Genomic DNA, 12204 nt, shown 5'->3' on the forward strand with positions numbered 1-12204 from the left:
TGTCAAAGACAATTGACACCGTGTCGCAGAACGCTTTCCTTTCAACGATGTAGAACGCGAAAATTGTCAAAAAAACATGGATTAAACAGCGATCTGAGGGATTCGGGGCACGATTTTGCCTGCCGCATAGCCCCGAGTCGGAAAGTGTAAGTTTTAGTTGACACTTGGCCTCAGCAGGCGATACTTTTTCCTAAGCAACTACGGAATCGTACACATGACTGGACCACGTCGCGCCCCTCAAAAGCCGGTGTTTCTCTATACAGAGGAGCAGCGCATGCGCCGTGACAGCACCAAATGGACTGTCATTCAGGCTGTGCTTGCCCCTGTGCAATTTCTGGTTTTCCTGGTCTCGCTTGGCCTAGTGCTGCGGTATCTCTGGACAGGTGCCGGGTATGATGCGGCAACGCTCTCGATCCTGATAAAGACCGCATTCTTGCTGTGCATTATGGTGACAGGTGCCATTTGGGAAAAGGTCGTCTTTGGGCAGTACCTTTTTGCCCATGCCTTCTTTTGGGAAGACGTGTTCTCGATGATGGTGATCGCGCTGCACCTTGCCTATGTTTGGGCGGTGTTCACGCAGGCATTGGCCCCGGCCGAGGAAATGTGGCTCGCGCTTGCCGCCTATGCCGCTTACGTGATCAATGCAGGTCAATTCGTCTGGAAGCTCCGCCGCGCGCGTTTGCAGGCGGCCAATGCGTCTGTTGTCGAACCTCTGACTAAGGAGGCTGCGGCATGACCGAACAATTTACACCGCCCCCCTCGCGCGGGTGTTCAAACACACCTGTGTTGAAGCAGCGCGGTCAGCACGAAGTGTTCTGTGGCCTGACCGGCATCATCTGGCTGCACCGCAAAATGCAGGACGCCTTCTTCCTTGTTGTCGGAAGCCGCACCTGTGCGCATCTTCTGCAATCTGCCGCTGGCGTGATGATCTTTGCGGAACCGCGCTTTGCGACGGCCATCCTCGAAGAAACCGACCTGGCTGGCATGGCTGATGCGCAGCAAGAGCTGGATCGGGTTGTCAGCGAATTGCTGGAGCGTCGTCCTGACATCAAACAACTGTTCCTTGTCGGGTCGTGCCCATCCGAGGTGATCAAGCTTGACCTTGCCACAGCCGCCGAACGTATGAGCGCGCAATTCGCGCCGAACGTGCGCGTGCTCAGCTATTCTGGCTCTGGCATCGAAACCACGTTCACCCAAGGCGAAGACGCATGCCTTGCCGCGATGGTGCCGGTCATGCCCAAGACCGACGCGCGCGAATTGCTCTTGGTTGGCGCGTTGCCCGACGTTGTCGAAGAACAGGCTGTCGGATTGTTGGAGGCGATGGGCATCGGCCCGATCCGCGTTCTGCCTGCATCGCGCGTGAACGACGAATACGGCATTGGCCCGAACACGCTCTACGCGCTGACACAGCCCTTCCTGACAGACACGCACGAAGCGCTGCAACGCCGGCACGCGCAACATATCGCAGCGCCGTTCCCATTCGGCGAAGAAGGCACAACCGCCTGGCTTCGCGCAATCGCAGATCAGTTTGGCGTGTCGGATGCAAAGTTTGCAGAAGTCACCGACGCCCCCCGCGCCCGCGCGCGCAAGGCGGTTGCACAAGCGTCCGAGGCGTTGCGCGGCAAGTCGGTCTTCTTCTTCCCGGACAGCCAGTTGGAAATCCCGCTGGCCCGTTTCCTGACCCGCGAATGTGGCATGGAGGCCGTAGAGGTTGGCGCGCCATTCATCCACCGCGCTGTCATGGCGGCTGACCTCGACTTGTTGGCCGAGGGCCCAACCATCGCTGAAGGGCAGGATGTCGACAAACAACTCGACCGCTGCCGCGACGCGCGTCCTGATCTGACGGTCTGCGGCCTTGGCCTAGCCAATCCGTTGGAAGCCGAAGGTCTCACAACCAAGTGGGCGATCGAACTCGTATTCACGCCTGTGCATTTCTACGAACAGGCGGGCGACCTTGCCGGTCTCTTCTCGCGCCCCGTGCGCCGCCGCGACCTTCTGAAATTGGAGGCGGCAGAATGAAACTCACCGTCTGGACATACGAGGGACCCCCGCATGTCGGCGCGATGCGCGTCGCAACGGGGATGACTGGTCTGCATTACGTGTTGCACGCTCCCCAAGGTGATACGTATGCAGACCTTCTTTTCACCATGATTGAGCGTCGCAATCACCGCCCGCCCGTCACGTACACCACGTTCCAGGCGCGCGATCTGGGCGCAGACACCGCGTATCTGTTCAAAGACGCCGCAACCGCCGCTTATGAGCGCTTCAAGCCCGAAGCGATGATCGTCGGCGCATCCTGCACCGCCGAGTTGATCCAGGACGATCCCGGCGGTCTGGCCGAAACGCTTGGCTTGCCGATCCCTGCGATCCCGCTTGAGCTGCCCAGCTACCAGCGCAAGGAAAATTTCGGCGCGGACGAGACGTTCTTTCAGATCGTGCGAGCCTTGGCCAAGCCGATGGAAAAGACCGCGCGCGTCACGGCGAACCTGATCGGCCCCACTGGCCTCGGCTTCCGCCACCGCGACGACATTGTCGAAGTGACTGGCCTGCTGATGGACATGGGGATCGAGGTGAATGTCGTGGCCCCGATGCCCGCCTCGCCGTCCGACATCGCCAAGATGGGGCAGGCGCATTTTAACGTGCTGATGTATCCCGAAACGGCCGAAACCGCCGCGCGGTATATGGAGCGTGAGTTTGGTCAGCCCTATACCAAGATCGTGCCAATCGGCGTCGGCGCGACGCGCGATTTCGTGCAAGAAGTGGCTCAAATCTGCGGAATAGAGCCGAAACTCGACGACAGCCGCCTGCGGATGCCGTGGTATTCGGCCAGTGTCGATAGCACCTACCTGACCGGCAAGCGTGTTTTCCTGTTCGGCGATGGCACCCATGTGGCCGCCTGCGCCCGCATCGCCCGCGATGAGATGGGGTTCGAGGTGGTTGGAATGGGCTGCTACAACCGCGAACAGGCCCGGATGCTGCGCGGTCTCGCCAAAGATTACGGCGTCGAGGCATTGATCACCGACGACTATCTCGAAGTCGAACGCCGCATCGAAGAGCTGGCCCCCGAGATGATCCTCGGCACCCAGATGGAGCGTCACATTGGCAAGCGTCTGGGCATCCCCTGCGCCGTCATTTCCGCACCCGTGCATGTGCAAGACTTCCCTGCCCGCTACAGCCCCCAGATGGGCATCGAAGGCGCGAACGTGATCTTCGACACCTGGGTGCATCCGCTGGTCATGGGTCTGGAAGAGCACCTGCTCACCATGTTCCGCGAGGACTTCGAGTTTTACGACGAAGCCGGGCCAAGCCATCACGGCGGCAAAGCCACGCCGCGCGCGCCAGAAACAGAGCCTGTCGCGGCAGAGCCACAGGTCAACATCGGCCCGGTCGAGATCGTCTGGCTGCCCGCGGCTGAAAAAGAGCTGAAGAAAATCCCATTCTTTGTGCGCGGCAAGGCCAAGCGCAACACCGAGACCTTCGCGTCCGAACGCGGCGTGCAGGAAATCAGTGTCGACACCCTTTACGAAGCGAAAGCCCATTATGCGCGATAACTTCGACGAAACCCGGGCGTACAACATCGCCATCATCACGCTGGACAGCCACGCGGCTGGTCCCGTGGCGCGGGCGTCGTTGAACCTTGCCAAAGACTTTCCGGGGCTGAGCGTCACCGTGCATGCCGCCGCTGAATGGGCCGAAACGCCGGAAACGCTGGAAGAGACGAAACAGGCCATTGCACAGGCCGATATGATCGTTGCCAACCTGCTCTTCCTTGAAGAACACATCGCCCCCATCATGGATGACCTGTACGCCGCACGGGACCGGGTCGATGGCATGATCGGCGTGATCGCTGATGCGCAGATCATCAAGCTGACCAAGCTGGGCAAGCTCGACATGAGCAAACCTGCCTCTGGTCTGATGAAGCTGCTCAAATCGCTGAAACCCAAATCCACGGATTCAGAGGTCGAAAAGGGCGAAAAGCGGATGCAGCAACTGCGTCGCTTGCCAGGTCTTTTGAAGATGGTACCGGGCAAGGCCCAGGATCTACGGTCCTGGTTCCTGGTCATGCAGTATTGGCTGGGCGGGTCCGACGACAACATAGAACAGATGGTGCGCTACCTTCTGGGCAAATACGCCAAAGGCCGTGATGAATGGCTGGGCGCGGTGGCCGAAGCGCCGATTGAATACCCGGATGTGGCTCTGTACCACCCCGATTTGCCGCAACGTATCACGACAGACATCTCTGACATGCCGCGCCCGGCAGAGGTCAAGACAACCGTTGGCCTGCTCTTGATGCGGTCTTACGTGCTGGCCAACGACACCGCGCATTACGACGCTGTGATCCGCGCCTATGAGGCGAAAGGCATTGCCGTTCTACCTGCATTTGCCGGTGGTCTTGATGGCCGCCCTGCGATCAACGCGTTCTTCCAGACCGAAGACGGCCCGCGCATTGACGCCTTGGTGTCGCTGACCGGGTTCAGCCTTGTGGGCGGTCCTGCGTATAATGACAGCGATGCGGCGGTTGAGGTGCTCAAGGCGCTCGACATTCCCTACATCGCCGCGCACCCGCTTGAATTTCAAACGCTGGGTCAATGGGCCAATGGCGATCAGGGCCTTGGTCCGATTGAGACCACAATGCTCATCGCGCTGCCCGAACTGGATGGCGCGACCTGCCCAACCGTGTTTGGCGGGCGTCATGGGCCAGAGGGCTGTAACGGATGTCAGTACCAATGCCCCTGCGACACGACAAGCAAGGCGATGGCCCCCTGCCGTGAACGTATTGACAGTCTGGCTGAGAAGACGCTGCGTCAGGCCACCCTGCGCCGCAAGGAAAACGCGGACAAGAATGTGGGCATCGTGCTCTTCGGCTTCCCACCCAATGCGGGCGCTGTTGGCACGGCGGCGTATCTGAGTGTGTTCGAGTCGCTCTACAACACGCTGCACCAGATGAAGGCGGACGGGTACGACCTGACGCCACCAGAAAGCGTTGCCGCCCTGCGCGCTGCCGTGCTTGAAGGCAACGCCAAGCAATACGGCCAAGAGGCCAATGTCGCAGCCCATGTGAGCGCCGACGAGATCGTGCGCAGCACGCCGCCGCTCAAAGCGATCGAGGCTGTTTGGGGTCCGGCCCCGGGTAAAATCCAGTCCGACGGAACCGGTGTATTTGTTTTGGGCGCGCAGTTCGGCAAGGTGTTTGTCGGTGTCCAGCCGACCTTTGGGTACGAAGGCGACCCAATGCGGTTGCTGTTCGAAAAGGGCTTTGCCCCGACCCATGCGTTTGTTCAGTTCTACCAATGGATGCGCAACACGTTCTGCGCTGATGTGGTCTTGCATTTCGGCATGCACGGCGCGCTGGAATTCATGCCGGGCAAACAGGCGGGTCTTGGCGCGCGTGACTGGCCGGATCGCCTGATTGGCGAGATGCCGAATGTCTATCTCTATGCGTCCAACAACCCGTCCGAGGCCGCGTTGGCCAAGCGTCGCTCTGGTGCTGTGACGGTCACACATCTGACACCACCACTCGCGCAATCCGGTCTTTATAAAGGTCTGCAAGAGCTGAAAGACAGCCTCACACGGTGGCGGTCGCTTGACCCCGCTGATGGCGAATTGACTGATCTTGAGGCGCTGATCGTCGAACAGGCCGAAGCGGTCGATATGGATGGCAGTGCACCCGAGGCGCTGTGGCTCAAGCTGCTGGAAACCGAAGACGCGCTGATCCCGGATGGTCTGCACATCGTCGGCAAACCGTTCAGCGATGATGCGCGTGCCGAATATCTCAAGCTGTTGGTCGATGCCGATGACGACACACGCGCCAAGGTCGATGCGCTGTTGCAGCAGGAAACCGAACTGCGCGGCCTGATGCATGCGCTTGACGGTGGCTATACCGCGCCCGTGCCCGGTGGTGATCTGATCCGCTCGACGGATGTGCTGCCAACGGGCCGCAACATCCACGCCTTTGATCCGTTTCGTATGCCCACCGAATACGCCTGCCGCGATGGTATGAGGCAAGCAGATCTGCTGCTGGCGACACACGACACCCTGCCGCGCACGGTTGCACTGGTTCTGTGGGGCTCGGACAACATCAAATCCGATGGCGCACCTTTGGCGCAGGCGCTTGCTCTCATTGGCGCGAAGCCCCGCTTTGACAGCTTTGGCCGCATCTCTGGCGCGGACCTGATTCCGCTCGAAGAGCTGGGTCGGCCACGCATCGACGTGGTGATGACGCTTTCGGGCATCTTCCGCGATCTTTTGCCGTTGCAGACCCGCATGTTGGCCGAAGCGGCAAAGAAAGCGGCCGAGGCCGATGAACCTTTGGAACTTAACTACATCCGCGCGCACGCTTGGGTCTATGCGCAGGAAAACGGTGTCGATATCGAAACCGCCGCGTTGCGCGTGTTTTCAAATGCCGGAGGCGCGTATGGATCGAATGTCAATGCGCTGGTCGACAGCTCTGCCTTTGGCGATGAAGACGAACTCGCCGACGCCTACGAGGCGCGCAAGTCGTTTGCCTACGGTGTGAACGGCAAAGCCGCCGCCAACCCGGCGCTGCTGCAAGAGACGTTGAAAACCGTCGATGTCGCCTATCAGAACCTTGAAAGCGTTGAACTGGGGGTCACGACCGTTGATCACTACTTCGACACGCTTGGCGGCATTTCCCGCGCCGTGAAACGTGCGCGCGGCGGGCAAGAGGCGGCGATCTATATCTCCGACACCACGCGCGGCAACGGCAAGATCCGCACGTTGCAGGACCAGGTCGCCCTTGAGACGCGTTCGCGCAGCCTGAACCCCAAATGGTTCGAAGGCATGCTCAAGCACGGGGCCGAAGGTGTGCGCCAGATCGAGGCGCAAGTGACCAACACGATGGGTTGGTCCGCGACGACCGGCAAAGTCGAACCCTGGGTCTACCAGCGCCTGAGCGAAACCTTCGTGCTGGATGACGACATGCGCGCGCGCCTTGCCGACCTGAACCCAACCGCCTCCAGCCGCATGGCGAACCGCCTGCTGGAAGCACACGACCGTAATTATTGGCAGCCCGACGCCGATACCCTGGCCGCGTTGCAAGACGCAGCCGACGCGCTTGAAGATCGCCTTGAAGGCATCGCAGCCGAATGAGAGCGCCAAAGATGAAGTGGAACCTGACATGAGCCCATTGGACACAAAAAGCCCCCCCGCCGCGCGCGCCGCCCTGCGCGAAGCCGCCGGACTCGAGGCCCGTGGCCTGTCCGCGCCCCCCGTTCTGAAAGGGCAGGACGGCGAAGGATCGGTGCAGGTGCATCAGGACAACTCGATGAAAATCGAAGGTGCCAAGGTCTTTGCGGTCTACGGCAAGGGTGGGATCGGTAAATCGACCACGTCGTCCAACCTGTCTGCGGCGTTCTCAAAGCTGGGCAAGCGCGTGTTGCAGATCGGGTGTGACCCGAAGCACGACAGCACGTTTACTCTGACCGGCCAGTTGCAGCCGACCGTGATCGACATTCTGAAAGAGGTGGATTTCCACGCCGAGGAGTTGCGGCCCGAGGATTTCATGGCCGATGGCTTCAACGGTGTGAAATGCATCGAAGCGGGCGGTCCGCCTGCGGGCACCGGCTGTGGTGGCTACGTGGTTGGCCAAACCGTGAAACTGCTCAAGCAACATCACCTGTTGGAAGACACAGATGTCGTTCTGTTCGACGTTCTGGGTGACGTGGTCTGCGGTGGCTTTGCCGCCCCTTTGCAACACGCTGACCGCGCAGTAATCGTCACCGCCAATGATTTCGACAGCATCTACGCGATGAACCGGATCATTGCCGCCGTGCAGGCAAAGTCGTCCAACTACAAGGTGCGTCTTGCCGGTTGCGTTGCGAACCGCTCCAAGGACACCGACGAGGTGGATCGCTACTGCGACACGGTTGGCTTCAAGCGTCTTGCGCATATGCCCGATTACGACGCCATCCGCCGCTCACGGCTCAAGAAAAAGACGCTGTTCGAAATGCCGGACGAGGAAGACATCGTCATCGCGCGCAAGGAATATGTGCGCCTGGCCGAGACGCTGCTCAAGGGCACCGAAGGCATGACGCCAAAGCCGTTGGAAGACCGCGACATCTTTGAACTGTTGGGGTTCGATTAAGTGACTTACGAACTGACCAGAGACCGCGTCGAACACTATTTCGACCGCACCGCGACCAAGGTTTGGGAGCGTCTGACGTCCGACGCGCCGGTTAGCCGTATCCGTGAAACCGTGCGCAAAGGCCGGGACCAGATGCGCGAGACGCTCTTGTCGGCGCTGCCCGCTGACCTGACCGGTGTCCGCGTGCTTGATGCAGGCTGCGGCGCCGGGCAGATGACGCATGAATTGGCGATGCGCGGGGCTGATGTGACGGCGGTGGATATATCACCGTCGCTCGTGAAGATCGCGCGGGATCGTTTGCCGGAGACGTTGCACGCGCGCGTGCGGTTTAAAAGCGGCGATATGCTGTCACCTGATCTGGGCGCGTTCGACCACGTGATCGCGATGGACAGCCTGATTTATTACACCGAGGCGGACATTCGCAAAGCGCTGGCCAACTTGGGCGAACGCACCAGCGGTTCCGTGGCCTTTACCGTGGCACCACGCACGCCGCTGCTGATGGGCATGTGGTACGCGGGCAAGGTGTTCCCGAAGTCAGATCGCTCACCCACGATGATCCCGCATGGGCCACAGCGACTCGCTAAAACAGTCTCTGACATTGGGCAACTCAGCGAATTGGGCCGCATCACATCGGGCTTTTACATCAGCCAGGCGTTGGAGTTCCGGCCATGATCGTCACGCGCTCTCAGGTGAAAAATCTCGGCACGCGGTTGCTTCCGTTCTCGGATGCAGCGTCTGACGATTTGCCTTTGGGCCAACTGCTGCGGCTCGCTCTGTTCCAGATTTCTGTCGGCATGGCGGGTGTCATGCTGCTGGGTACGCTGAACCGCGTGATGATTGTCGAACTCAGCGTGCCCGCCACGCTCGTCGCCATCATGGTTGCCCTGCCTGTCCTCATCGCGCCGTTCCGCGCGCTTTTGGGGTTTAAGTCCGACAACTATCGCTCCGCCATCGGCTGGAAGCGAATTCCCTATCTATGGTTTGGCACGCTCTGGCAGTTCGGCGGTCTGGCTGTCATGCCCGCCTGTCTGTTGGTGCTGGGTGGGGATGTCACCCATGACATTCCGTTTGCAGGCGAAGTCCTGGCCGCGCTCGCGTTCATCATGACGGGCTTTGGCATGCACATGACCCAGACCGCGGGTCTGGCTTTGGCAGCGGATCGCGCGACGGACGAAACCCGCCCGCGCGTGGTGGCACTGCTTTATGTCATGTTCCTCGTCGGCATGGGGGTGTCGGCCATCGTGATCGGCTGGCTGCTGCGTGATTTCTCGGGTGTGCTGCTGATCAGCGTGATCCAGGGCTGTGCCGTTGTGACCGTGGTGCTCAACCTGATCGCCCTGTGGAAGCAAGAGCGCGTGAAGCCGATGAGCAAGGAAGAGCGCGAGGCACCGCAACCGTCCTTCAAGGACGCCTGGAACGATCTGACCCATGGCGGCACCGCGGGGCGTCTTCTTGCGGTCGTGTTCCTTGGCACAATGGCGTTCAACATGCAGGATGTGCTGCTTGAACCCTATGGCGGCGAAATCCTTGGCCTCAGCGTATCGGCCACGACACTTCTGACCGCAACCTGGGCTGCTGGTGCGCTGCTTGGCTTTGCCCTTGCCGCCCGCGTTCTTGCCAATGGAGGCAACACCTATCGCATGGCCTCGGTTGGTCTGCTGGCGGGGATCGCCGCGTTCAGCATCGTGATCTTTGCCGCCCCCATGGACAGCACGTTCCTGTTCTTTTCAGGCGCTGGCCTGATCGGGTTTGGGGGCGGCTACTTCGCCATCTCGACGCTAACCGCTGCCATGACTTTGCCTGCCGAAGGGCTGGCCGGACGGGGCCTTGCGCTGGGCGCTTGGGGTGCGGCGCAAGCCACTGCCGCGGGCCTGTCCACGCTGATCGGCGGGGCCACTCGTGACAGCGTCAACATGATCGCCATGTCCGGCGCATGGGGCGAAGCGTTGCAAACGCCGACCACCGGATATTCCGTCGTTTACCACCTCGAAATCGCGCTTCTGTTTGTGACGCTCATCATATTGGGCCGTCTCGTTAGCCAAAGCCGGACCGCGCCAACCCCTAACCAGAAACCGACAGGGCTGGGCCTTGCCGATTTCCCAACCTGACCAAGGCCCATCAAGGAGGACACTCAGATGACCGAAGACTATATCCTTGGAAACCTAGACCTGGCGAGCATTTCGCTTTGGCTGTTTTTCATTTTCTTTGTCGGTCTCGTGATCTGGCTTCAGCGCGAGAATCAACGTGAAGGCTATCCGCTTTTGGACGAGGACGGCAGCCAAGCAGACGCCGGCAGCGTGTTTCCAAACCCGGCCGATAAAACCTTCAAACTGCCGCATGGTCGCGGTGAATACACCGTGCCATCTGGCCAGACACCCGAACGGGGCGACATTGACGAAAAGCTGACACGCCAGTTTGACAGCGGCGGTTTCCCGTTCGACCCCGTTGGCGACCCGCTTGCCGATGGTGTTGGACCAGGAAGCTGGGCACCGCGCCGCGATGAACCCGAGCTGGATGGCCATGGTCATCCAAAGATCATCCCGATGTCCGGCAGCGATAGCTTTCGGGTTGCCGCGGGCCGTGACCCGCGCGGTTTGCCGGTTGTCGCAGGCGATGGTGCGATTGTTGGCAAGGTCACCGATATGTGGGTCGACGAGCCGGAACAGCTTGTTCGCTATCTCGAATATGAACTGGACGCGGAATTTGGCGGTGGATCGCGGCTTGTGCCGATCACCTTCACCCGCATCTGGGGCAATCGCGTCAAAGTCCGCTCGATCTTTGGAGAACACTTCGCCGGTGTTCCGACACTCGCCGCGGCTCATCAAATCACCAAGCTCGAGGAAGACAAGATCAGCGCCTACTACGGTGGTGGTACGTTGTATGCCAGCACAGAACGTCAAGAGCCGCAGATCTGACCTGAAACCACAAGACGCCAACAGCCGCAGCCACGGCTTTAGGAAAGGGAACCCACCATGTCGCACGATGACTTTGAAATCGAACCGGTCAAAGGCCTGCCAGAAAAACCGCCAGAGGGTGAAACCATCCTCTGGCAGGGCAAGCCGAATTGGTGGGCCCTGTCCAAGGAGTCGCTGAACTTATATTGGGTTGCGGGTTATTTTGTGTTTCTTGCCGTCTGGCGGTTCGTCGCAGTCAGTGACCTCATGCCCTTCGGCGAGGCGGTTTGGGCATCCGTCCCGTTCCTGATCCTTGGGGCCATCACATGCGCCATCCTGATCGCAATTGCGTGGACGCAAGCGTATTACACCGTTTACACCGTCACCAATCGCCGTGTTGCGATGCGGATTGGTGCAGCGCTGAATGTGACGCTGAATTTGCCCTATACACAGATCAAAAATGCCAATCTGGACTTGCGCAAAGCAGGCACCGGGACAATTGCCTTCGATCTTCTGGGTGACACACGGATCAGCTATCTGGTGTGCTGGCCGCATGTGCGTCCCTGGAAAATCTCTCCGACGCAACCTGCCTTGCGCTGCATCAATGACGCAGAAAAGATCGCTGCCATGATATCAGAAGCAGCCCAGGCGCGGGTGTCCATTCCTCGGGTAGAGCGAACACCTGTCGCACCTGCAGCTGTGGCAGCGGAATAAGGGGGCGGACAGATGCAAACCAATACAATTGACAAACCCCGGATTCATGCCACCGAAAAGGAAATCGTTCCACGTATCCTGGTGCGGGCGATGTTTGCGATGGTGATGATCTGTCTGCTGATGGTCAGCGTCTACACCTGGTTGGATGGACCAGCACAATACACAGCACCGGACAGTCCGGTGGTGATCGAAAAGACCCTCTATCTGGAGGGTAACATGAACGGCTCTGCGCGTGTCTTTTCCGAAGACCGCGCCCTGGTCGCCGAGTACAGCCCCGAAGAGGGAGGTTTCCTTTCGGGTATGTGGCGCGTTTTGCAACGCGAACGCACGAAGGCACGTGTTGATCTGGACGGTCCGGTGGTCGTTCGCGCACGTGAAAACAACCGTCTTGAGATCTTTGATCCCAGCACGGGATGGGGTGCTGACCTGATGGGGTTTGGTGCCGACAATTCAGCCGCTTTCGCCAAGCTGCTGAAGTAATCGAAAAGGGAA

The 12204-nt window shown here is 59.9% G+C and carries 10 protein-coding genes; all 10 read left to right on the top strand.

What is annotated here, in order from left to right:
• Positions 1-214 precede the first annotated feature (214 nt).
• Positions 215-736, top strand: coding sequence for a 2-vinyl bacteriochlorophyllide hydratase (gene bchF, locus ACG74X_RS03600; RefSeq protein WP_411232766.1), 522 nt, complete (start codon positions 215-217; stop codon positions 734-736).
• Positions 733-2019, top strand: a complete 1287-nt coding sequence (locus tag ACG74X_RS03605) for a ferredoxin:protochlorophyllide reductase (ATP-dependent) subunit N (protein ID WP_411232767.1) — start codon at positions 733-735, stop codon at positions 2017-2019. The genes bchF and ACG74X_RS03605 overlap by 4 nt, the downstream gene beginning before the upstream one ends.
• On the top strand, positions 2016-3551 hold the full coding sequence (bchB, locus tag ACG74X_RS03610; RefSeq protein WP_411232768.1) for a ferredoxin:protochlorophyllide reductase (ATP-dependent) subunit B: 1536 nt from the start codon (positions 2016-2018) through the stop codon (positions 3549-3551). Before ACG74X_RS03605 ends, bchB begins: the two co-directional genes overlap by 4 nt.
• Positions 3541-7110, top strand: coding sequence for a magnesium chelatase subunit H (locus ACG74X_RS03615; RefSeq protein WP_411232769.1), 3570 nt, complete (start codon positions 3541-3543; stop codon positions 7108-7110). Before bchB ends, ACG74X_RS03615 begins: the two co-directional genes overlap by 11 nt.
• 175 nt (positions 7111-7285) lie before the next feature.
• Positions 7286-8104 carry a ferredoxin:protochlorophyllide reductase (ATP-dependent) iron-sulfur ATP-binding protein gene (gene bchL / locus ACG74X_RS03620; RefSeq protein ID WP_411232884.1) on the top strand — a complete coding sequence of 273 codons (819 nt, stop codon included), beginning with the start codon at positions 7286-7288 and terminating at the stop codon, positions 8102-8104.
• Positions 8105-8776, top strand: a complete 672-nt coding sequence (gene bchM / locus ACG74X_RS03625) for a magnesium protoporphyrin IX methyltransferase (RefSeq protein ID WP_411232770.1) — start codon at positions 8105-8107, stop codon at positions 8774-8776.
• On the top strand, positions 8773-10212 hold the full coding sequence (locus ACG74X_RS03630) for a PucC family protein (protein ID WP_411232771.1): 1440 nt from the start codon (positions 8773-8775) through the stop codon (positions 10210-10212). Before bchM ends, ACG74X_RS03630 begins: the two co-directional genes overlap by 4 nt.
• A gap of 27 nt (positions 10213-10239) precedes the next feature.
• Complete coding sequence (gene puhA, locus ACG74X_RS03635) at positions 10240-11019, top strand: photosynthetic reaction center subunit H (protein ID WP_411232772.1); 780 nt, start codon at positions 10240-10242, stop codon at positions 11017-11019.
• Positions 11020-11076: 57 nt separating this feature from the next.
• Complete coding sequence (puhB, locus tag ACG74X_RS03640; protein WP_411232773.1) at positions 11077-11712, top strand: photosynthetic complex putative assembly protein PuhB; 636 nt, start codon at positions 11077-11079, stop codon at positions 11710-11712.
• 12 nt (positions 11713-11724) lie between these two features.
• Positions 11725-12192 carry a photosynthetic complex assembly protein PuhC gene (gene puhC, locus ACG74X_RS03645; protein WP_411232774.1) on the top strand — a complete coding sequence of 156 codons (468 nt, stop codon included), beginning with the start codon at positions 11725-11727 and terminating at the stop codon, positions 12190-12192.
• The last annotated feature ends 12 nt before the right edge of the window (positions 12193-12204 follow it).

The sequence above is a fragment of the Marivita sp. S0852 genome, from assembly GCF_046591575.1.
Taxonomy (GTDB): domain Bacteria; phylum Pseudomonadota; class Alphaproteobacteria; order Rhodobacterales; family Rhodobacteraceae; genus Marivita.

Bases quoted from the DNA above. Each gene is read 5' to 3' on its own strand.
- bchF (WP_411232766.1), top strand. From the start codon at position 215: ATGACTGGACCACGTCGCGCCCCTCAAAAGCCGGTGTTTCTCTATACA.
- ACG74X_RS03605 (WP_411232767.1), top strand. From the start codon at position 733: ATGACCGAACAATTTACACCGCCCCCCTCGCGCGGGTGTTCAAACACA.
- bchB (WP_411232768.1), top strand. From the start codon at position 2,016: ATGAAACTCACCGTCTGGACATACGAGGGACCCCCGCATGTCGGCGCG.
- ACG74X_RS03615 (WP_411232769.1), top strand. From the start codon at position 3,541: ATGCGCGATAACTTCGACGAAACCCGGGCGTACAACATCGCCATCATC.
- bchL (WP_411232884.1), top strand. From the start codon at position 7,286: ATGAAAATCGAAGGTGCCAAGGTCTTTGCGGTCTACGGCAAGGGTGGG.
- ACG74X_RS03630 (WP_411232771.1), top strand. From the start codon at position 8,773: ATGATCGTCACGCGCTCTCAGGTGAAAAATCTCGGCACGCGGTTGCTT.
- puhA (WP_411232772.1), top strand. From the start codon at position 10,240: ATGACCGAAGACTATATCCTTGGAAACCTAGACCTGGCGAGCATTTCG.
- puhB (WP_411232773.1), top strand. From the start codon at position 11,077: ATGTCGCACGATGACTTTGAAATCGAACCGGTCAAAGGCCTGCCAGAA.
- puhC (WP_411232774.1), top strand. From the start codon at position 11,725: ATGCAAACCAATACAATTGACAAACCCCGGATTCATGCCACCGAAAAG.